The sequence below is a fragment of the Flavitalea sp. genome (assembly GCF_035489435.1).
Taxonomy (GTDB): Bacteria; Bacteroidota; Bacteroidia; order Chitinophagales; family Chitinophagaceae; genus DATHKG01.
This window is the reverse complement of sequence record NZ_DATHKG010000083.1, coordinates 1-22,797: the sequence shown is the minus strand read 5'-3', so window position 1 is coordinate 22,797 and position 22,797 is coordinate 1. Positions and strand designations below refer to the sequence as shown.

16 protein-coding genes are annotated in these 22,797 nt (G+C 42.9%); 12 read left to right on the top strand and 4 right to left on the bottom strand.

Annotation, left to right across the window (positions count from 1 at the left end; translation table 11 throughout):
* Positions 1-36: 36 nt before the first annotated feature.
* The gene (kdsA, locus tag VK664_RS12390; protein ID WP_461398979.1) at positions 37-861 is read left to right on the top strand and encodes a 3-deoxy-8-phosphooctulonate synthase; all 825 of its coding nucleotides are present in this window, start codon (positions 37-39) and stop codon (positions 859-861) included.
* On the opposite strand, the gene VK664_RS12385 is transcribed toward kdsA, so the two are convergent.
* On the bottom strand, positions 862-1,083 hold the full coding sequence (locus tag VK664_RS12385; protein ID WP_461398978.1) for a PspC domain-containing protein: 222 nt from the start codon (positions 1,081-1,083) through the stop codon (positions 862-864).
* Positions 1,084-1,259: 176 nt separating this feature from the next.
* On the opposite strand from VK664_RS12385, the gene VK664_RS12380 reads away from it, so the two are divergent.
* The 3 genes from VK664_RS12380 to VK664_RS12370 all read left to right on the top strand — a co-directional run bounded on the left by VK664_RS12380 (position 1,260) and on the right by VK664_RS12370 (position 6,401).
* On the top strand, positions 1,260-3,527 hold the full coding sequence (locus VK664_RS12380; protein ID WP_461398977.1) for an aconitate hydratase: 2,268 nt from the start codon (positions 1,260-1,262) through the stop codon (positions 3,525-3,527).
* A gap of 208 nt (positions 3,528-3,735) precedes the next feature.
* Complete coding sequence (locus tag VK664_RS12375; protein WP_461398976.1) at positions 3,736-5,754, top strand: T9SS type B sorting domain-containing protein; 2,019 nt, start codon at positions 3,736-3,738, stop codon at positions 5,752-5,754.
* Positions 5,755-5,858: 104 nt separating this feature from the next.
* The gene (locus tag VK664_RS12370) at positions 5,859-6,401 is read left to right on the top strand and encodes a YceI family protein (RefSeq protein WP_461398975.1); all 543 of its coding nucleotides are present in this window, start codon (positions 5,859-5,861) and stop codon (positions 6,399-6,401) included.
* Positions 6,402-6,469: 68 nt separating this feature from the next.
* Here VK664_RS12370 and VK664_RS12365 read toward each other — a convergent pair whose 3' ends face one another.
* Entirely contained in the window at positions 6,470-6,982 is a 513-nt protein-coding gene (locus tag VK664_RS12365; RefSeq protein ID WP_461398974.1) for a DUF4251 domain-containing protein, read from the bottom strand.
* A gap of 419 nt (positions 6,983-7,401) precedes the next feature.
* Here VK664_RS12365 and VK664_RS12360 point away from each other — a divergent pair, with 419 nt between their 5' ends.
* Both VK664_RS12360 and VK664_RS12355 read left to right on the top strand, forming a co-directional pair.
* Positions 7,402-10,239 carry a S9 family peptidase gene (locus VK664_RS12360; RefSeq protein ID WP_461398973.1) on the top strand — a complete coding sequence of 946 codons (2,838 nt, stop codon included), beginning with the start codon at positions 7,402-7,404 and terminating at the stop codon, positions 10,237-10,239.
* An 11-nt stretch (positions 10,240-10,250) separates the two neighbouring features.
* The gene (locus VK664_RS12355; RefSeq protein ID WP_461398972.1) at positions 10,251-11,135 is read left to right on the top strand and encodes a bestrophin family protein; all 885 of its coding nucleotides are present in this window, start codon (positions 10,251-10,253) and stop codon (positions 11,133-11,135) included.
* Between the two features lie 66 nt (positions 11,136-11,201).
* Here the strand turns inward: VK664_RS12355 and VK664_RS12350 are convergent, their stop codons facing one another.
* Positions 11,202-12,302 (bottom strand): M48 family metallopeptidase, encoded by a 1,101-nt coding sequence (locus tag VK664_RS12350; RefSeq protein WP_461398971.1) that lies wholly within the window; start codon positions 12,300-12,302, stop codon positions 11,202-11,204.
* Positions 12,303-12,646: 344 nt separating this feature from the next.
* On the opposite strand from VK664_RS12350, the gene VK664_RS12345 reads away from it, so the two are divergent.
* The 3 genes from VK664_RS12345 to VK664_RS12335 all read left to right on the top strand — a co-directional run bounded on the left by VK664_RS12345 (position 12,647) and on the right by VK664_RS12335 (position 15,889).
* Complete coding sequence (locus VK664_RS12345) at positions 12,647-13,669, top strand: helix-turn-helix domain-containing protein (RefSeq protein WP_461398970.1); 1,023 nt, start codon at positions 12,647-12,649, stop codon at positions 13,667-13,669.
* Between the two features lie 127 nt (positions 13,670-13,796).
* On the top strand, positions 13,797-14,306 hold the full coding sequence (locus VK664_RS12340; RefSeq protein WP_461398969.1) for a VanZ family protein: 510 nt from the start codon (positions 13,797-13,799) through the stop codon (positions 14,304-14,306).
* A 158-nt stretch (positions 14,307-14,464) separates the two neighbouring features.
* Positions 14,465-15,889, top strand: a complete 1,425-nt coding sequence (locus VK664_RS12335; RefSeq protein WP_461398968.1) for a DUF4403 family protein — start codon at positions 14,465-14,467, stop codon at positions 15,887-15,889.
* Here VK664_RS12335 and VK664_RS12330 read toward each other — a convergent pair.
* Positions 15,886-16,269 (bottom strand): SET domain-containing protein-lysine N-methyltransferase, encoded by a 384-nt coding sequence (locus VK664_RS12330; protein ID WP_461398967.1) that lies wholly within the window; start codon positions 16,267-16,269, stop codon positions 15,886-15,888. The two genes, VK664_RS12335 and VK664_RS12330, sit on opposite strands and share 4 nt — an antisense overlap.
* A gap of 161 nt (positions 16,270-16,430) precedes the next feature.
* Between VK664_RS12330 and mgtE the strand changes: the two genes are divergently transcribed.
* From mgtE to glmS, 3 genes are all read left to right on the top strand, one after another.
* A complete protein-coding gene (gene mgtE / locus VK664_RS12325; RefSeq protein ID WP_461398966.1) occupies positions 16,431-17,819 on the top strand; it encodes a magnesium transporter in 1,389 nt (462 codons plus the stop codon).
* Between the two features lie 113 nt (positions 17,820-17,932).
* Positions 17,933-20,416, top strand: a complete 2,484-nt coding sequence (locus VK664_RS12320; RefSeq protein ID WP_461398965.1) for a S9 family peptidase — start codon at positions 17,933-17,935, stop codon at positions 20,414-20,416.
* A gap of 381 nt (positions 20,417-20,797) precedes the next feature.
* On the top strand, positions 20,798-22,633 hold the full coding sequence (gene glmS / locus VK664_RS12315) for a glutamine--fructose-6-phosphate transaminase (isomerizing) (RefSeq protein ID WP_461398964.1): 1,836 nt from the start codon (positions 20,798-20,800) through the stop codon (positions 22,631-22,633).
* Positions 22,634-22,797: the final 164 nt, after the last annotated feature.

Here is a 22,797-nt window from a genome sequence, read left to right as displayed (position 1 = left end):
AATATAATGCGTCGGGGATCTTCTTATCTTTGACCCATGGAAAAATTTATGACGGACCTTTTCGCCGGCCAGCAATATGATGAGAAGAATTTTTTCCTGATCGCCGGCCCCTGTGTGGTTGAAAGTGAGGAGCTCGTTCTGGAAGTTGCCGACAAGGTTTCTACCATTTGTAAAAACCTGGGTATACCATATGTTTTTAAGGCTTCATATCGTAAAGCTAACCGCACAAGCTCAACTTCGTTTACGGGTATAGGTGATGAAACCGCACTCATACATTTAAAGAAAGTGGCAGAAACTTACCACCTGCCAGTTACTTCGGATATCCATGCACATGATGAAGCTGAAATGGCAGCAAAATACCTTGACATACTTCAGATTCCGGCCTTTCTATGCCGTCAGACTGATTTGCTGATTGCATGTGCTGCAACCGGTAAGATCGTCAACGTGAAAAAAGGCCAGTTTGTAAGCGGACCTTCGATGAAATTTGCTGCTGATAAGATCCGCAATATTGGCAATGAAAAAGTGATACTTACTGAAAGAGGAAATAGTTTTGGCTACCAGGACATGGTGGTTGATTTCCGGAACATTCCCTGGATGCAACAACATAATGTCCCCGTTGTAATGGACTGCACCCACAGTCTTCAACAGCCAAATCAAACCTCCGGCGTAACTGGTGGCAATCCCCAACTGATAGGCACCATTGCCAGCGCTGCCATTGCCACTGGTGCTGACGGACTCTTCATCGAAACCCACCCTAATCCCGCCGTTGCAAAAAGCGATGGGGCGAATATGCTTAAACTTGACCTGCTCGAAAACCTGCTTGCAAAGATGGTAAAACTCCGGAAAGTGATAGTGTCTTAATTATTGATACCAAAACGGGTTCCGGCGGAATGAAAGGATGTATCGCTTGATATTCATCCAGAACGCCAGGATAAAATAAACGATAAGCGGCGATCCCATCGTCATAAAAGAAACATATATGAACCAGGACCGGATGCGCGAGGGCGCTATCCCCATATACTTACCAATGGCGGCACAAACTCCGAATACCTGCCATTCGATAAAATACTTAAAACGATTCATAAGCCCAATTTAGTAAAAATTAATAAAATCGTGCCAAAATACGTTAGAAGATAAGTTCAAAAATTGGTAAATTTGCACGACTTTAGAACGACCGGATAGCCAAAAAATTCTATCATAATCAAAAAGTTAGCTCGGAATAAAATTCCGCCTGCTACAAACAATTTAAATCCCTATTTATGGTATTTGACCTGGATCTAATTAAGAAAGTGTACTCGGAAATGCCCGCGAAAATCGAAGCAGCCCGAAAGCTTACTGGATCGCCTCTCACTTTAGCAGAAAAAATTCTTTATAGTCATCTTTACAATCTACCGACGGCAGCCTACGAAAGGGGCAAAAAATATGTGGATTTCGCACCTGACCGCGTTGCCATGCAGGATGCTACGGCACAAATGGCACTGCTTCAGTTTATGACCTGTGGCCGCAGCAAGGTAGCTGTGCCTTCAACTGTACATTGTGATCACCTTATCCAGGCAAAAACAGGCGGAGTGGAAGACCTCGCAACAGCAAAAGACGTAAACCGGGAAGTCTATGACTTCCTGGCTTCTATTTCCAATAAATATGGTATCGGATTCTGGAAACCGGGTGCCGGAATTATTCACCAGGTGGTGCTGGAGAACTATGCTTTCCCGGGTGGAATGATGATCGGTACTGATTCACATACGCCAAATGCCGGTGGTTTAGGTATGGTGGCAATCGGGGTTGGCGGTGCAGATGCCGTTGATGTTATGGCTGGCCTTCCCTGGGAACTCAAAATGCCAAAACTGATTGGTGTAAAGCTTAGCGGCAGATTGAGCGGATGGGCCGCACCAAAAGATGTAATATTAAAAGTTGCCGGTATTCTTACTGTAAAAGGTGGAACCGGGGCAATAGTTGAATATTTTGGCGAAGGTGCAGATAGCATGAGCGCCACCGGTAAGGCAACCATTTGTAATATGGGTGCTGAAATTGGCGCCACTTGTTCAATCTTCACTTATGATCAGAAAATGGCTGCTTACCTGAAAGCAACCGAACGTGCAGAAGTAGCTGCACTGGCCGACGGAGTTGCGGAACACCTGAGACCAGATCCGGAAGTTTACCAGGATCCTGCTAAATACTATGATCAGCTGATCGAGATAAATCTTGATGAACTTGAGCCGCATGTAAACGGACCCTTCACTCCTGACCTGGCCTGGCCTATCAGTAAATTTGGAGAAGCAGTTCGTGCCAACAACTGGCCCGAAAAACTGGAAGTTGCACTTATCGGATCATGCACAAACTCTTCATATGAAGATATCAGCCGTTCAGCTTCCGTAGCAGAACAAGCCATCAGCAAGAATTTAAAAACAAACGCTGAATTTACCATTACCCCCGGTTCTGAACTGGTGAGATATACCATTGAAAAAGACGGGTTTCTGAAAACGTTTGACCAGATTGGCGGCGTTGTTCTTGCAAATGCCTGCGGTCCCTGTATCGGTCAGTGGGCCAGGCATATCGATGATCCAAACAGGAAAAATTCTATCATCACCTCTTTCAATAGAAACTTCGCAAAACGCAACGACGGTCTTGCAAGTACACACGCATTCGTAGCATCACCAGAGATTGTGACCGCTTTTGCAATTGCCGGTGACCTTACTTTTAACCCGCTCACAGACACCTTGAAAAACAGGAACGGTGAATACGTAAAGCTTGATGAACCAACTGGTATTGAACTGCCTCCGAATGGGTTTTCGGTTGAAGATGCAGGTTATCAGGAACCAGCAGCCGACGGTACCGGGGTTCAGGTAGTAGTAAGTCCGGAAAGTAGCCGCTTACAATTGTTGGAACCATTTGCGGCCTGGGAAGGCAGGGATCTGCTTGGATTGAAATTGCTTATCAAGGCCAAAGGAAAATGTACCACGGATCATATCTCTATGGCAGGTCCATGGTTGAAGTTCCGCGGACATCTTGACAATATCAGCAATAACATGTTGATAGGTGCCGTGAATTATTTTAATGATAAAACTGATTCGGTAAAAAATCAACTGACCGGAGATTATACAGGGGTGCCAGATGCTGCCCGTTATTATAAGGCTCACTATGTGGGAACGGTTGTAGTAGGTGATGAAAACTATGGTGAGGGTTCCAGCCGTGAACACGCAGCTATGGAACCACGTCATCTCGGGGTTCGTGCGATTATTGTCAGAAGTTTTGCACGTATTCATGAAACCAACCTGAAGAAACAGGGTATGCTCGCACTCACCTTCGATAACAAGGACGATTACGACAAGATCCAGGAAAATGACGATATCAATATCATCGGCCTGCAATCTTTCGCAACCGGTGTACCACTGAAAATGGTGTTGAACCATGCGGACGGTACCCAGGATACTGTTGTACTGAATCACACCTATAATGATCAGCAGATCGAGTGGTTCAAAGCCGGTGGTGCATTGAATGTGATCAGGAAACAGTTTGCGAGACAATGACCGCAAGTTTTCACTGACCGAACATCTACCGTTCAACAGGATAAGTAAAAAACTATAATAGTAATAAAAGGGAGGGCTGACCTCCCTTTTTTAATTCATCAAAAATTCACACCGGCAATACCTCCAAAACTGGGTATATCTTACTAACCATATGCAAAAATATGTTTGGAAGTTGCAGCGTTAGTTCATTATTTTGAGTCAATCACTTATGAACACAAGGACTGCGGCACTCATTTTCCTGTTCACTTTAACTATTTTTCGGGCTTATACACAGTCCACTTGCTCCGCTCTCGGTCAAAATCCGGGCACTGCATTTCCTGTTTGTGGTACAGCATCTTTCACACAAAACACCGTTGCGATTTGTGGGAACCGGCCGGTTCCCGGAATAGGATGTACGGTTACGCTTACTGATAAAAACCCTTACTGGTATAAATTCACCTGCTTCGAAGCCGGCAAACTTGGCTTTCAGATCACCCCCAATGACCTGGGAGATGATTATGACTGGCAGATTTTTGATATTACTGGCCGGGATCCAAACGACGTCTATACCACTGCTTCACTCATCGTAGCCAGCAACTGGTCCGGCGAAAGCGGTGTTACGGGGGCCTCGGCTGCAGGCAGATCGCCGCATGTTTGCGAAGGGCCGGGTAAAGCATTGTTCAGTACTATGCCGGAACTTATCAAGGGTCATGAATATATTATGCTGGTAAGTCATTTCACCGACAGCCAGAGTGGCTATAAACTTTCATTTGGTGGAAGCGGATCAACTGCAAGCATCACGGATACAAAGCCACCAGCAATAGAAAACGTATCAGTCAAATGTGATGGAACACAACTCACTGTGAAGCTGAATAAAAAAATGAGGTGTAACTCGCTTGCAGCGGATGGCACAGATTTCCAGTTATCAACACCACTGGCATCAGTACAAGCGGCTGCGACCGTCACCTGCACAAATGGCTTTGACATGGAAACCATCAACCTCACCCTAAACAATCCCCTGCCTGCGGGAACATATAAACTCAATGGAAAAATAGGTTCAGACGGAAACAGCTTAATCGACTATTGTGGTAACTCCCTTGGAACACAGGAAATATCATTTACAGTAAACGCGCTGCAACCCACACCAATGGACAGCCTGGTTCCGGTAGCATGTTCACCTAATGAATTGAAGTTGATTTTTAAACGCCCCATCAGATGTAACAGCGTAGCTGTTAACGGCAGTGATTTTGTAATTAACGGGCCCTCGGTTTTGAAAGTATCAGGAGCCACCGCAACCTGTGATGCTTCAGGTCTGGCAACATCCATCAGCCTGAGGCTACAATCTCCGGTCGTTATCGGGGGTAACTACCAGGTAAGCCTGGTAAACGGAAGCGATCTGAACACGCTGATCGATGAATGTGGCCAGTCAACTCCCCCAGGATCTTCACTACCCTTTAGTGTTAAAGACACAGTTTCAGCAGCCTTCAGCTACAACGTATTTATGGGATGCACTATTGATACCATAAACTTCCGTCATGATGGACGCAATGGAATTAACAACTGGAAATGGATCCTTGACGATGGCAAATCAAGCAACCTGCAAAATCCGGATGCTTATTATACAAAGTTTGGCGAAAAGCGCATATCCCTGGTAGTTAGTAACGGCTTCTGTTCAGACACCAGTAACCAGTCTGTGATGCTTGACAACGAACTGACGGCGAAATTTATTTATCCTGAAATTGTTTGCCCTAAGGAAACTGCGGGTTTCATTGATAGCAGCCGGGGAAAAATAACATCATGGAACTGGCAGTTTGGAAATGGGTTCACAAGTGCGAGCCAGCATCCATCACCCCAGAGTTACGAGGTCCCTGCGCTGACCAGGGAATTAAAATACAATGTCTCATTGACCGTAGGCAATGCTGCCGGTTGCTTCCATACTGCTACAGCTACAATCAAAGCCGTAAGCTCATGTTATATAGCGGTACCATCGGCGTTTACACCTAACCGTGATGGTGTGAACGATTTCCTTTATCCGTTGAATGCATTCAAGGCTACAGACCTGGTGTTCAAAGTTTTTAACCGATATGGCCAGGTCGTTTTTGAAACATCTGACTGGACCCAAAAATGGGATGGAACTATCAATGGAAAAGCCCAGCCCGCAGGCATTTTTGTCTGGACCCTTAGTTATACGGAATCTGATACCGGTAAAAAGATTTCTGCAAAGGGAAGCTCCGCGTTGATAAGGTAGTCTTTCTATACTCAAAATTCTGATCCTGATCACAAATCCAGGCTTAAACGTTGTTTAAACCTTGTGATAAATTCCTACCTTTCACCTTAAAATATTATTCAACCATGGCGATAAAAAAATGGGTGCTGGATCCAGCGCATACGCAGATTGAGTTCAAGGTAAAACACATGATGATCTCAACGGTAACCGGCAGTTTCAGCGAGTATGAAGGCAATGTTGAAACAGAGGAGGAAGATTTCATGAAAGCCAAAGTGACTTTCAGCGTTGTGGTGGCTTCACTGACTACCGGCAATGCTGACCGCGACGCCCATCTGAAGGGACCTGATTTTTTTGATGTAGCAAAATACCCGGCTATTACTTTCAAGGCAACAAAATATGAGTCGGTTGATGGGGATGGTTCCTACGAATTATATGGAGATCTCACCGTTAAAGAAGTCACCAGGAACATAAAACTTGATGTTGAGTTCGGCGGGGTAGTCAAGGACCCATGGGGAAACACAAAAGCCGGTTTCACTATTAATGGCAAAATCAACCGTAGGGATTTTGGACTTGTATGGAATGTTGTGACAGAAGCCGGTGGAATTCTTGTTGGAGAAGAAGTAAAGATTGCCTGTGAAGTGCAGCTGATCGAACACCGGGAAGGCTGATTCAAAAAAATCATTCCGGACCGACGTAATGCTTCGAGCAGGGGCAATGGGGTATACACCTTATGTTCTTATTTTCGGCTTTTAGGTTCTTCAATATATCCATCAAAAGAAATAGGCTGCCTGTCGCGGGTTTTTACCTGCAATGATGCAGAGCCGGATTCGTGAACCGTGATGATCAGTACCTCTATGTTGCTTATGTCAGTAGGTTTAACGTTAATTTCCCATCCTTCTTTTTTGCGATTCTTTACTGTTGATTCAAATTTGGTTGAGATAAATTTTATCCCTCCGTCAGTACCATAGCCTGCAGAATAAGCCCGGCCAAAATACGGCAGGTCGCTTACCAATGTATCATTTGAAATCAGGAGTGTGTAACCAGGAGTTAAATTTCTTCTTCCTCCCCGCATCGGGGAAGCTGACTGGGCCTGGAAAACAAAGCTTTTTGCCTCAACCTGGCTTTTTGTCATCTGGGCTTTTATAGAATCTTTTTCTTTTCTTGAGTTTTGAGCTGATAAAAAATTAAAGCTGGCTGACAACAATAACAGCAGGACTGCTTTTCTGGAAAAATCAATGATGGTTTCCATTTTATATTTATTGAAGGTTAGGGAATATTATTGCATAAAATGCTTTACAAGGGTTTGACCCTCTGATAACTTATTTTCCGCAGCGCAGTTTTGCTATACCTGAATATATGAATAAAAGCCGGAGCCCAAATTCAGGTTGACCTAATTTAATTTTGTAAGGAATTCGTCCGGTCTTATTAAAATCCTTACCATGGGATCTCAAAAATCTGCTCAGCGAGCGGAATTTTCGGGACTTAAGCTATATTTAAATTTGAAATACAGCCTGTCGGGAATAATAAAATGTCAGAACATATCTCATTTTATCTTTTCAGGACAAATTTTCATGACTTTACTTCAACTGGTGAAATTTATTTAAATCAATCGTTTATATTGAAAATATGCCGGATAAGGAATCCGGCATAGTCATTAAATTATATTAAATGAATCTGAAGAAAATCCCCCTCTTATTACTGTTTTGTTTGTTCGCAGTCTTAACAGGAACCGCTCAGAAAAAAGACCTTTTGGCTGTTGATTATGGTAAATGGCAATCCATAAATGCCGCCGATCTCTCGCCGGATGGTGCCTGGGTGGCCTATCGTATCACCGTTGAAACTGATAACGATACCTTGTACTTAGTGAACAGGGATTCAAAAAAAATATATAAGCTGGAATTTGGTTCCGTATGGGAATTCAGCGGAGACAATCAATGGCTTGCATACCGCATTGGTCTTCCCTTTAAGGAAGCTGAAAAATTGCGCGAACAAAATAAGCCGGTCGAAAACAACAAGATGGGATTATTGAATCTGAAGACCGGCCAAAAACTGGTATATGAAGGCATCAGCAATTTCGGGTTTTCAAGAAATGGAAAATTCCTGGCGATTTCACTTGCCGCACCAAAAGAAAACAAAGACAAGGGCAGTGTACTGTTGTTAAGAAATCTCGGTGACAGTTCTACAAGAACAATTGGTAACGTAACGAATTTTGCTTTCAACAAGAAAAGCGAACTGTTCGCTTACATTGTAGAAACCGGGAATAAAGCAGCTAATAGTGTTGAATTGTATAATCTCAACACTTCTGTTTTGAAAGTTATTGCCAGCGATACGATGAGATTCACAAATCTCCAATGGCAGAAAGAAGGAGAAGGCCTGGCATTTTATAAGGTATTTAAGGATTCTGCTTTCGAAGAAGAGAATGCATCAATCTATATTTACTCAAATGTTTCGAAATCACCTACGCTCAAACATTTTAATCCCGTAAAACGCCCGGACTTTCCTAAAAACAAAAGAGTTTATCTCAGCTCTGATATTACGATTAGCGATGATCTTGACAGAGTATTTTTTGGTTTAAAAGACTGGACCCCTAAGCCGGCTAAAGAAACAAAAAAAACCACGGATACTTCAAAGACCAAATCCACGGATAGCTCAAAAACAAATATTAACGATACAGCTAAAACAAAACCTGCTGATGCGGCAAAACCAGGTCTGGCTAAATCCGAATTGAAGGATGAAAAACCAGCCGCGGTTGACATATGGCACTGGAAGGACAACGAAATTCAGCCACGTCAAAAGATAACATATAACCGTGATAAGGAAGAAAGCCTGTTATCAGTATGGAATGTGACTGCAGATAAATTCTTTCAGTTGGCCTGGGATACAACCCGCAATGCTTCCATCAATGGCAGTCGTGATTATGTTGTTATTTCTACTTCGGACAAATACAAACCCGCGTTCAAAGAAAATTTTGCTGATTATTACCTGGTGAACGCCAAAACGGGTCAGCAAAAACCTGTGTTGGAAAAAGCACAGGCGGGATTTTTTACAGCACCACAAACATCTCCGGATGGGAAATACCTTTTGTTCTTTAAAGATAAAAACTGGCACAGCTATAACATTGCTACAGGTGTCACAACGGATCTGACATCAACTATCAAATCGACATTCTGGAACACAAGAGATGATCATCCGGCTATGAAACCACCTTTTGGACAAGGTGGATGGATCAAGGGAGATAAGGAGGTGTTACTTTATGATGAATATGATATCTGGGCAGTAAAACCTGATGGAAAAGGAGCAAGAAAACTCACCAATGGCCAGGAACAAAAAATTGTTTTCCGTGTAAACCGGGTAGACTTCGAATATCCTTACCTGGATGATTCAAAACCATTGTTTTTTTCTGCTTTGGGTGATACCAGTAAATATTTTGGTTATTACCGGTATGATAAAGGCAAGGTGAGCCCACTTGTATTTGAGAACAAGATGATCAACCGCTTATCAAAAGCAAAAGATGCAAACGCCTTTGTTTATGTAAAGCAGGATTATAACATCTCCCCTGAGTTATATGCAACAAATAATTTTATTGAAACCTCAAAGATCACCGGCACGAATCCTCAGCAGGCAAACTACAAATGGGGAAAAAGTGAATTGGTAAATTTCACAAATACCAAAGGTAAAAAACTCCAGGGTGCTCTTTTTTACCCGGCAAGCTATGAACCGGGGAAAAAGTATCCGATGATCGTGTACATTTATGAGATCCTGTCGAACACAGTTCATTTTTATACTAACCCGTCCATAAGAAGCGCATACAACACTTCTAATTTTACAACAAACGGATATTTTGTTTTCAGACCTGACATTGTCTACGACATTAATGATCCTGGTTTGAGCGCGGTCAACTGCGTGGTTCCTGCCGTTCAGGAAGTATTAAAAACAGGTATGATAGATACGGCTAAGGTTGGTATTATGGGTCATAGCTGGGGCGCTTACCAGACTTCATTCATAATCACGCAGACTGATATCTTCAAAGCTGCCTGCGCGGGTGCGCCGCTCACGGACCTGATCAGTATGTCGCTGTCGATCTACTGGAACTCCGGCACACCGGATCAACAGATATTTGAAACCAGCCAGGGCAGATTTGATGGTCCGTGGTATGACCGGATGGAGGACCATATGCGCAATTCGCCCATGTTTAATGCTGCTAAAATCAAGGCTCCCCTGCTGGTAGCTTTTGGTGATAAGGACGGAGCGGTAGACTGGCACCAGGGTATTGAAATGTATGGCACAATGCGTCGCATGGAAAAGCCGCATATCATGTTGGTTTATGCGGACGAAAACCATGGCCTTGCAAAAAAAGAGAACCAAATCGATTATCAGAAAAGACAAAAAGAATTTTTTGATCATTTCCTGCTAAAGAAGCCAGCCGAAAAATGGATCAAAGAAGGAATCAGTTACCAGCAAAAAATGAAAGAAAGGGAAAAAGCCGCTGAAGGCAAAACGCCCTAAACGCAAGAAACATGAAGACATACAATCCTAAAGACTGGTACTCCTTTTTCCGCATCGACAAGGCAGACACACTAAAAAAGTTATATATTCTTATAATCTGTGTTTGTTTATACACCTGGTTGATTACTTATCTCGAACTGGAATATTTTCAGCTGACAAAAAACAGCAAAGTCAGTAACCTGACTATCATGCACACGCTACTCAGCTTTGCTATTTCGATGTTGCTGGTATTTAGAACGAACACTGCTTACGATCGCTGGTGGGAAGGGCGGAAACTTTGGGGAACCCTGGTAAACAGTAGCCGGAACATTGCAATCAAGCTTAATGCGATACTGGACCCTGCCGATACTGCAAGCCGGAAATTTTTCCGGAAAAGTATTGCGATGTATGCTTCGGTCCTTGCCCATCACCTGGCATCAGAACAAACAAGGCTCTCACTTGACGAAAGTGATCATCCGGAATTGGCTTATCTCGATAAAAATAAACATGTGCCAAACCAGGTAGCGGGTTTTTTGATCGGCAGGATAAATGATCTGTATAAAGAGGGTAAAATCAAAGGTGACCAACTTATTATTCTCAACCATGAAATGGAAACCTTCACAAATGTCTGCGGCGCCTGCGAAAGAATAAAAAACACCCCGATTCCTTTTTCTTACAGCACCTTCCTGAAGCGTTTCATTTTTATTTATGTAATGACGCTTCCTTTTAGCCTGGTGTTTGCATTGGGTTACCTTACCATTCCCGTCGTTGGCCTGATCTTTTATGTACTGGCTACCCTGGAATTAATCGCAGAAGAAATTGAAGATCCTTTTGGGGGAGATTCCAATGATTTGCCCACGCAAAAAATGGCGGACAACATCAGGAAACATGTGGGCGAGATCCTGGAAATGAATTAAAGGCGCAAATATCCTCAGTTAGTGTCCTTAGTAAGTGTCCTCAGTTAAGGTCCTTTGTAAAAGTCCTTAATAAGAATTTCCCGTTTCGTAAATTTCGTGGAATAATTCTGCGAGGTGTGGATTGCTTTTCGGATCACCTGGCGCCTGATGGAGTTGCTGCCGGATATTTTTTATGCGGCTTTCGAATACGGGATGAGTGCTAAGCAGAGCAGAGGTTTCTTTGCCAGCGCCTTCTTTTGCCAATAGCTCCATCAATTGCAACATACCATCCGGGTTCAACCCGGAGTTTCTCATCAATCTTATTCCACTATCATCAGCATCTGTTTCCAACTTCCGGGAATATTGCAATCCTTTCAGATCATCTGCCCGGTCAGCGAGGTACCCTGCAATCCCGGCATCACCTCCGAGAATGATCAGCAGGAACATTTTCCTGGCCATACTCCTGAAAATGTTTCTCAGGCTATGCCTTAACCGGATATGTGATGCTTCATGGCCAAGTAAAGCTGCCAGCTGGTCCGGAGTTTTCATTCCTTCAAGTATGCCGTCATAAACTACTATATGTCCTCCCGGAATTGCGAAAGCATTTACTTCGTCTGATTGTATCACGGTAATTTTCACCGGGTAATTGATATCATAATGAAGCTCCCCGTAAAACTTGTTTAAAACGGTGGTCTTATGCTGGTCAACTTTCGCATTGGAAATTATCGAACTATACATCTGATCTCCAAGGCTTATCTCCTTTTCTTTTGAAAAACCCACTGCTACCCTTTCACCAAGCCAGGGAACAAAAAAGAAATAAATGCATCCGACAATGAACAGAATTACCAGCAATATTGCAAAAATGCGATAACCGGTTTTCCCGGTGGAGTAATGCATTTTTTTTCCGGCGAATCTCCGGTGACGAAACTGGTGTTTTATGTGTTCCAGTAAAGCCCGGTCACGGATTACAAGTTTCTCCGGTTTACCTGATTCGTTTCTATAGTAAAGTGTAGACTGTAGTTCTCCCTCCTCAAGCGAATGAATATCCTCACCAAGCCAGTTCCTGTCGATCATTTGTCCCTGTTCATTTTTAAATCGCATGGTCAGGGTCACGGAACTTATATAAATTTCGGCATTATAAAAATGATTTAACTCATCGTGGTAAATCGCCCTGAAAATATTAGCCATATCGATGAAGCATGATTTAAGCGAATGTACAATGTCTGTATAACTTAATCCAGCCACACAAACGATGGAACAGGTTTTTTATGGTTTGTTTTAACCAATTGTTTACCTGTATGTACTCAAATGGATACCTGAATGGGATCAGAATTTTTAATATAAAATCATCTGCCGAAGGTCTGTAATTTGCAGTCTTAAATGCATTATAATTGCATTGAATTAAGTTCCTAACATTGGTAAGCTTCTGATTTAGCAATGAGAACGCAATCGTTTTTTATTTACAGGGTTTTTGGATAAAAAAACATCCATATAGGTGGTAGCCAATATCAGACAATTAACAGAAGCAATCAATGGCGGATTACCAGGTACATATTACCAGACTAAACTCAGATCGTTCCTTTCAAAATTTTGCTGAGGCTATTTCAGCAGAAGTTTCTCAGCAGAATCTTATTACCATCAATACTTCAATGGGTAAAGGATTTATCAGGAAACTAAATCCTGAACGAGGACTCTCATTGAGACTTTGGAATGTAATCTTAAATCAGCCTACACGTTTATTTAAACATGCGATTTCCGCAACAGAAAACAAAGGATTTAATCTCGTATATATTCTTACCCCCGAATATTGCCAGCTCAGAACCATCGGCACACATACACAGTTCAACAATTATGATGCAAGAACAAGTTACCTGCTGGCAGATGATGTAGCATATGATTTCGAAATTTCAGCTTTTCATCCAATACAGGTTATAGATCTGAGTATATCTTCCGAATGGTTGAAACTTCAGTTCAAGAGGAAAATTCTACCGTTTGCGGATCTCTGGGAAAGAACCGTTAAAACCGATGCACCTTTTGTGTTATCAGACATTTGTTCCACTACGGTTAATCTGACAATAAACGAGTTGTTTGAAGTTATCATTCATGATGGCACAAGAAATGAGACTGTAAACTCCCTGGTGGCAGTGCTGGTTTCGGAATTTTTCAAGAAAATGTTCAACCGGCAGCCGGCTGAAGCTTATGCCATAAAGGATGTTCATTTCGAGAAGATCATGGAAGCTGAAAATATACTGCTTGCTCATCTCCAGAAAAACCTTCCAAGTCTTGAACAGATTGCCAGGTCCGTCGCGCTGAGTGAATCAACTTTCAAAAGGCATTTCAAAGCGATCTTTGGAAAAAGCATCTATGAATATTATCTCGAAAAGAAAATGGACCTTGCCAAACAATTAATGCTCGAAAACGCCTTAAGTGTTAATGAAACCGCTGAAAGACTTGGTTATGAAAAAGTCAGCAATTTTATCGAGATCTTCAAAAAGCACCATGGTTATTCGCCGGGTGTACTAAAGAAAAAACGTACGCCTGACCGGCTGGATTAATTTCTACCCGGGCTTTTATCTTTTTCAGTATTAGCTTATATTGCGAAACAGATCTGATATCTCCTGAGTTCTCCCGGCTAATCATACGGTTAGTATCAATCCAAAATCCCCATTTTTATGCCGTACAATGAATCAAAAGCCTGTCATATTTAAATGGAGCTTCAGAACATTAACCTGGATGGTATTCGGCTTATATGCGTGTATTCTTATAAAAATGATCCTTTTTAAGCGCCCCCCTTCTTATTACGTACATCATTTTCTCTATAACTACGACTGGGACATGATTAAGGCTAATTTCAGAAGAGCTAACCTTGTTCCCTTCACTACCATCCTGCTATTCATAAAGTCGCGGCTTGCCATGCGGGATATTGTTGGAAACCTGCTGGGAAACATACTTGGCTTTATTCCATTCGGAATCCTGGTCCCAATGTTATACAGGCAATTGGCAGGATTAAAACCCGTGTTATTGGGAGCCCTGACCATTAGTTTGGTGTTCGAGATCATTCAGCTGATTGCCGTGCTGGGAAGTTTTGACGTTGACGACCTTTTGTTAAATACAATAGGTGCAGGTATAGGTTATTATATCTATTCTATCGATCGAAAAAAAACCACCCGCCCTACAGGTTTCATTCCCTAAAAATCGCCAGCATTTCTTTGCTCAATCTTACACTCATAACTCACATAATTCAAACTCACAACTCACCACCCACCACTTCACTCATAACTCATATCTCATAACTCATATCTCATAACTCATAACTTATTAACGTTAATTTGCACCCAATCGTTTAGTTCATGAGATCACTGTACCTGTTGACTGTTTCGCTTTTAACGCTGGCTTTCGGATCCTGCTCCTCACCGAAAACCACCGCAACAACTATCTCAAAAACTGAGAAAAGATCATTGCCGGCTTTGCCTGTTTCACAGATTAATATCCCTGTGAAACTTTATATGAAGCCCCTGATCCGCCAGATGGACTCTATGATGGCCAAAGAGTTCACCTCCGAAAAATGGCCCGACTATCTGCAAACCAATTGTGAATTCAGGTATAAATACCGGTTTATCCGATCACCCGTAACCCTCACCTGCATAAACAACAAGGTAAATATCAGCTTCATGGGAAGTTACCAGATTGCGGGCAGTAAAGCTGCCTGTGCGTTTGGTAAACAGGTATCGCCCTGGATCTCCGGTAGCTGCGGGTTTGGTAGTGAACCGCTTCGCAAGGTTGACGTGAACATCAGTTCACAATTACAATTGTTACCGAAATACCAGGTTGTTACTAAAACGACACTTGACAAGCTGGTACCAAGGGATAAATGCACTGTTTCTATTCTTCAAACAGATATGACTGCTGAGATAATAGACAGTATCCGGGCTTCTGTTGAAAATTATTGTGATAATTTTGATCAGTTTGTTCAGACGCTGAATAATAATGAAATGCTGACCGAATGGCGGGCAAAAGGAAACAGGGTATTAACGGTTAGTAAATATGGGTACCTGAATCTCAATCCGAGCCTGTTGCGCCTTGGGAAGTTCAATTATATCCGTGACAGCCTGATGTTTTCCGTTGGCTTCAATGGTAACCCTGAATTCTCTTCTGATAGTTTGTCTATTGCGAATAAACCTTATCTGCCTCCTTTCAGCAATACTGAAAACCCGGCGGGCATTTCTGCTTATCTCAATACAGTTTACAATTATTCTTCTCTTTCGGGGCTGCTTAACGACAGTTTAAAAAACAAGCCTTTTGAAGTAGAGGGCCATACTTTCGTTATCAGGGAAGTTGCTCTTGGTGGTACAGAGGAAGGCAAGGTAACGGTTGACCTGAGGTTTGACGGTTATAAAAAAGGCACGCTACATTTAACTGGTACGCCGGTGCTGGACAGCGCAAAACAAGTATTGTCCATGCCCGATATTTCGTTCTCTGTTGATTCAAAAGACATGCTTGTAAAGATGGCCAGGGGCCTTTTTCGTAAACGAATAATAAAACAACTGAAAGATCAATCAGTACTCGACCTGGCTGCGCTGATTCAAAAAAACAAATCGGAGATTGAAAAAAGAATGAATCAACCCTTAAACGAATGGCTAAGTACGGTCGGGAAATTCAGTGAGTTTAAGATAGTAGGCCTTTTGTCGAAAAAAGAAACCATACAGATCCAGGTTTATGTGAAAGGTGATATTAGTGTTGTAGGAAGTCCGCCGGCAGGCAAATTCGGGTTCTAAACAGCTTCAAACCAAAGAAGTTTGCTGTTATTCCAATCGCCATTATAATTGATAAACAGCTCCTCTCCCGCTTTTATAAAACGGACGGTTTTTATGGTCATGATCTCCTCATCATAGTCCATATCGTATTCGCAGTTAGATCTATATGAATGATTATACATCGGGATATACCCAAGTGCCATACAACATTGCCGGATATTTTCTCCCCACTCAAAGATATAATCATGCAAACGTGTCTGATCAAGCAGTTTGCGATCCGCATCACTCATTACTATTACAGGCGAAATTTCGACCACTGTCCCTGCTTCCAGGTTTTCCGATGTAAATACACCTTTTCCCATGTCGCGGGTAGAAGTTATAAACAACACCGGCAAAATCATAATATCAACATTTAATGGTATCCTGTTATTTTGATGGAGATAGCTAAAAATCCTAAACCAAATCCTAAAATTGTATTGTTAACTTTATACCTCACGATCATCATCATCTCTACCTGTTTAGCAGGAGGTTGAAAGATAAATATAGAAATTGACAATTAGGCATGGCATTGGAAATCGAAAAAGAATCACTGCTTGAACAGTTCCTGGAAGTTATTCAGAATGAAGAGGTGCTTCGTATCCGTGAGTTCCTGAATCAGCAAAACATAAGCGATGTTGCCGGGTTGATCTATGAATATCCTGAGTATGAAGGAAAGATCATAAGTAACATGAGCGTGCACCGGGCAGCCAGTGTATTTAAAATCCTGGACATTAATACCCAGAAAACGATTATCCAGGAATTGCCTCCATTCAAAACTGCTGAACTATTAAACGAACTTCCGGCAGATGACCGAACTTCGTTTCTTGAGGAGTTGCCATCTGAAGTAGTAAAAGAGCTGATCAAATTACTTGATCCGGAGGAGCGTCGCGTTACCCTCTCGCTGCTGGGTTATCCGGAAGGAAGCGTTGGCAGGCTAATGACGCCAGATTATATTGCCGTACAGGTTGACTGGACAGTACAGGAAGTATTGGATTATATCCGTGAAGTCGGCAAAGAAAGGGAAACCATTGATGTGATCTATGTGGTAAATGATAAAGGTGAATTTATAGATGATATGAGGATCCGTGAAATTATCCTGGCGAGTCCCGACAAGCAGGTGGGTGAGATCATAGATAACCGCTCAATCACACTGAATGTGAACGACGACCAGGAAGTGGCGAACCAGACTTTCAAAATGAATAACCGGGTAGCGCTGCCGGTGGTGGACGATAAAAATTTGTTGCTGGGTATTGTCACCATAGATGATGTGCTTTGGGTAGCCAATGAAGAGTTCAGTGAAGACATGCAGAAAATTGGTGGTACTGAAGCGCTGGATGAGCCATATCTTGAAATGCCAATTCTGAAGCTGTTCAAAAAAAGAGTGGTATGGCTGATTGTGCTTTTTGTTGGTGAGATGCTGACAGCAACCGCTATGGGTTATTTTGAGGATGAAATTGCAAAGGCCGTGGTATTGGCACTATTTGTTCCACTCATTATTTCCAGCGGTGGCAATAGTGGATCACAGGCATCTACCCTTATCATACAGGCAATGGCTGTTGGTGAAATTCATGTTACCGACTGGTGGCGGGTGATGCGCCGGGAACTTATCAGTGGTCTTTTACTTGGATCTATTTTAGGCCTGGTCGGATTTCTAAGGGTAATTATCTGGAACGGCATTTTTGACAGTTACGGCGAACATACCGTGATCATTGGGTTAACCGTTGGATTTTCACTCATAGGCGTGGTGTTGTGGGGAACCGTTTCCGGGTCGATGCTGCCTATCATTTTGAAAAAACTTGGAGCCGATCCTGCCACATCTTCCGCACCTTTTGTTGCGACTTTAGTTGATGTAACCGGGTTGATAATTTATTTTTCGACGGCTTATTTTTTCATGCAGGGAATTTTGCTTTAAAGATTGCTTTATCCCGCTTAACCAATTAATTTTTTTATAGCATTTATGCTACAATACAATGTCTATAGCATTTAATCTTCAAGCCAATACTTCAAGATCTTAGTATAAGAATTATGAGAACAATTTGTACCAACCTACTGCTTCTATTTATTATTACTAGTTCACAAAGCCAGGAAACCCTAACCTCCCTGAGTATTGATAAGATCATGCGGGATCCCGCCTGGATCGGATCTTCACCATCAAATCCATACTGGAGTGCTGATGGTAAATATCTTTTTTTTAACTGGAACCCCGATAAATCCAGTGATGACTCATTGTATTATATCACCCTGGCTGACCGACAGCCTAAAAAAGCCGGGTATGAACTGAGACAAAACAGTATATCACCACAGGCAATAAAATATAACCTGAAAAGGAACGCCTATGTATACACGAAAAACGGTGATATCTTATTTACCGATGTAAAATCGGGTAAAACAAAAATTATCACCCAGACAATCGAAGCCGAAGCAAATCCGCAATTCGGCAACAATGACACAAGGATTATATATACCCGCAATCAAAACCTGTTTGCTTTTGACATGAATGATGGTACCACAACGCAGCTCACAAATTTTGTCAGAGCCGGCGGAGGTGTTGCCGGGACATTGGGATCAGGAGCTACCGGTGGTACTGGTGGTGTTGGAGGTGCGCAGGGACAACGTGGTTCAGCATCCCGGGGCTCGGGGACCTCAGGTGCTTCAGGTGCAAATATCTCAGGTGATCCACAGGAACAGGCACTCAAAACAGAACAGTTACAATTGTTCGAGGTATTAAAACAAAGAAAAGAAAAACGGGATAAAGCAGAAGCATGGACAAAATCTCAACCAAAAATAAAAACGCTCCGCACGATCACGCTGGATGACCGCAACCTGGTGGGACTGAATATTAGCCCCGACGGGCGCTTTGTGACCTACCGGTTATTTAAGGCACCTGTTGGTGAAAAAAACACCATCATACCGTCCTGGGTTACTGAAGGCGGTTTCACTACGGATATTCCTGGCCGCACGAAAGTAGGCGCACCGGCGGGCAGCCAGGAGTTTTTCGTATTTGACACGCAGACAGATACAATTATCCCGGTGAAAATAAACGCTATCCCCGGTATTACCGATGCACCTGATTATGCAAAGGACTACAAGACTAAAGACACAGCAAAACGACGGCTACCCAGGGGCGTAACTTTCAACGGACCTTATTGGTCTGATAACGGCAACTATGCGGTGATGGACGTCCGTTCACAGGATAACAAAGACAGGTGGCTGATGTTATTGGAACCTGCAACAGGGAAACTTGTGCTGCTTGACCGGCAGCGTGACGAAGCCTGGATTGGCGGCCCCGGCATTGGCTTTGCCTTTGGTAGCGCCGGCAATATCTGGCTCAATGAAAATACTTTTTGGTTTCAAAGCGAAACAACAGGCTTTTCTCATCTGTATAAAATGAACGTTGAAACCAAACAGAAGACAGCGCTGACTACCGGTAAATTTGAAGTACAACGCACGATACTTTCAGCAGACAGGAAGTTTTTTTACCTCACCACCAATGCCGTTCATCCGGGTGAACAACATCTTTATCGTCTGCCTGCAAACGGTGGAGAACCCGAGAAGATTACCGGGATGACAGGCTCGAACCAGGCGACGCTTTCTCCGGATGAGAAAAATATCGCTTACCTGTACTCTTACAGCAATAAGCCCTGGGAACTTTATCTTCAGCAAAACAAAGCCGGAGCTAAACCTGAACAAATCACCACTCTTGCGCAAACGGCAGAATTCAGTTCCTATAAATGGCGCGATCCGGAAATCGTAACTTTTACCGCCACGGACGGGGCCACTGTTTATGCGAGATTATATAAACCTTCCAAACCGCATGCATCGGCACCTGCTGTGGTATTTGTACATGGCGCCGGTTACCTTCAGAATGTACACAAGTGGTGGAGTAGTTATTTCCGGGAATATATGTTTCATAATTTCCTGGCAGACAATGGCTACACGGTGCTGGATATTGACTACCGCGGCAGCGCAGGTTATGGCCGTGATGTAAGGACCGGTATCTACCGGCACATGGGAGGAAAGGATCTTGACGATCATGTGGATGGTGCAAAATACCTGGTCGAGAAACAGGGTGTGAACCCCAAACATATTGGTATTTATGGCGGATCTTATGGCGGTTTTATAACCCTGATGGCGATGTTTACAAAACCGGGTGTGTTTGAAGCTGGTGGTGCACTCAGATCAGTTACCGACTGGGCACATTACAACCATGGATATACCTCGAATATCCTGAATGAGCCGTTTACAGATAGCCTGGCATATCGCCGGAGTTCACCAATCTACTTTGCTGAGGGTCTCCAGGGTCACTTGTTGATGTGTCATGGAATGGTTGATGTGAATGTGCATTTTCAGGACATAGTCCGACTGAGCCAAAGGCTGATCGAACTGAAGAAGGAGAACTGGGAGCTCGCCGTTTACCCTGTCGAGGACCATGGATTTGTAGAACCAAGTAGCTGGACAGATGAATACAAGCGGATATTTAAGCTGTTTGAGACTTATCTAAAAAAATAGGCCTTTAAGGAACGTAATTTTTTTAAAGAACAGGCCTTATTAAAAAACGGACCTTTTAAAGAGCAGACCTTTTTTCAAAGAACGGACCTTTTTAAAGAACAGGGCTTTTTTAACGAACAGGGCTTTTTAAAGAACAGACCTTTAAAATGTAACCTTAAAGAAGTTTATCAAATGAGATATTGACCTGTAAATGACGTTCTACCCTTAGGCCTTCAGGCAAATAATGCAGCCTTCTCTTGATAATATGCGGTTAGTTATGTAATCTTGAAGCCTTAAGTTGTATACAAAAATCTTATATATTTACTAACCCGATATCCTGAACCCCTGTCAACCTTATGGTTGAAGTGGAGTTTTTCGTTTATTACCCTTAAAAAATACATCATGTGTGGAATTGTTGCATATATCGGCCATCGTGAAGCATACCCGGTTATTCTCAAAGGCTTAAAACGACTTGAATACAGGGGTTATGACAGCTCGGGCGTAGCGCTGCTGAACAGCGGGTTGAAGGTGTTCAAGAAAAAAGGTAAGGTTGCAGAACTGGAAAATTCCCTGGTCGGTAAAGATTTGCATGCCTCCATCGGAATCGGCCATACAAGATGGGCCACACATGGTGAACCCAGCGACCGCAACGCTCATCCCCACTCTTCCTCAAATGGTAAGCTGGCAATGATACACAACGGTATCATTGAAAATTACGCACAACTCAAATCTGAACTCCAGAAAAAAGGATACATATTTTCAAGTGATACCGATACTGAGGTATTGTTGAAATTTATTGAAGATATTCAGAAGAACAACAATAGCTCACTGGAAGAAGCTATCCGGATCGCACTTAAACGCGTCACCGGTGCTTATGTAATCGTGGTGATTGATGAAGATAACCCGGATACGCTGATCGCTGCAAGAAAAGGAAGTCCGCTGGTAATCGGTGTTGGAAAAGGTGAACATTTTCTTGCTTCCGATGCCTCTCCTATTATCGAGTATACAAAGGAAGTAGTGTATGTGAATGATTATGAACTCGCCATCATCCGGCCGGATGAACTCATACTCAAAAACCTGGGTAACGAAAAGATTACGCCTTTCATTCAGAAGCTTGATATGGAACTTGCGGCTATCGAAAAAGGCGGCTATGAACATTTCATGCTGAAGGAAATTTTTGAACAGCCCGATACCATTTTTGACTGCCTCAGAGGAAGGCTTGATGAAGTAGGTGCAACGATCACGATGGCAGGTGTTCAGAACAATATTGAGCAGTTAAAAAATGCCAGCCGCATCATAATAGTGGCTTGTGGAACCAGCTGGCACGCGGGTCTTCTTGCCGAGTATATTATCGAAGAATTATGCCGGATACCGGTGGAAGTAGAATATGCTTCCGAGTTCAGGTATCGGAATCCGGTAGTGAATAAAGGTGATGTTATAATAGCCGTTTCTCAGAGCGGTGAAACCGCTGATACTTTGGTGGCAATCGAAAAGGCTAAGGAACAGGGTGCGACGATATTTGGTGTCGTTAACGTAGTCGGTTCATCTATTGCCCGCATTTCACATGCAGGCGCTTATACACACGCCGGTCATGAAATCGGGGTTGCAAGCACTAAGGCCTTTACCGGGCAGTTGGCCGTGCTGACTATGATCGCTTTAAAGATCGCACACGAAAAAGGAACCATTGATAATAAGAGGTTCATGCACCTCCTTAACCAATTGCATGAGATTCCTGAAAAAATCAAGACGACACTGTTACTCAATGACTCCATCAAAAAGCTTGCTGAAAAATATAAGGATGCGAGGGATTTTCTTTATCTCGGAAGAGGATATAACTTCCCGATTGCACTTGAAGGCGCACTGAAATTAAAAGAGATCTCTTATATTCATGCGGAAGGCTATCCTGCAGCGGAGATGAAACATGGACCCATTGCCCTTGTAGACGAAACTTTACCTGTCGTTTTTATCGCGACGAAGGATTCATATCATGAGAAGATAGTCAGCAATATGCAGGAAATCAAAGCCAGGAAAGGCAAGGTAATTGCCGTCATCACAGAGGGCGATGATGTGGTCACAGGACTCGCAGATGATGTGATCATCGTGCCTGAATGCGACGAATTAGTGGCTCCAATGCTGAGTGTTGTGCCAATGCAGTTGCTTGCTTATTATATCGGAGTCGCAAAAGGACTTGATGTTGATAAACCAAGAAACCTCGCTAAATCAGTAACAGTAGAATAACAGGTCTCAACCCCAATTTCTGCTTATGAACAATATCAAAAGAAGCCCTGTTCAAACACTGGGTTACAATTTTATATCACCTGAATTTTTACCAAAGGGTAAGAAAGAATATTATCTCCGCAATCAGCAGAACAACAATGGTATCACGTATCGCCAGTTGACGG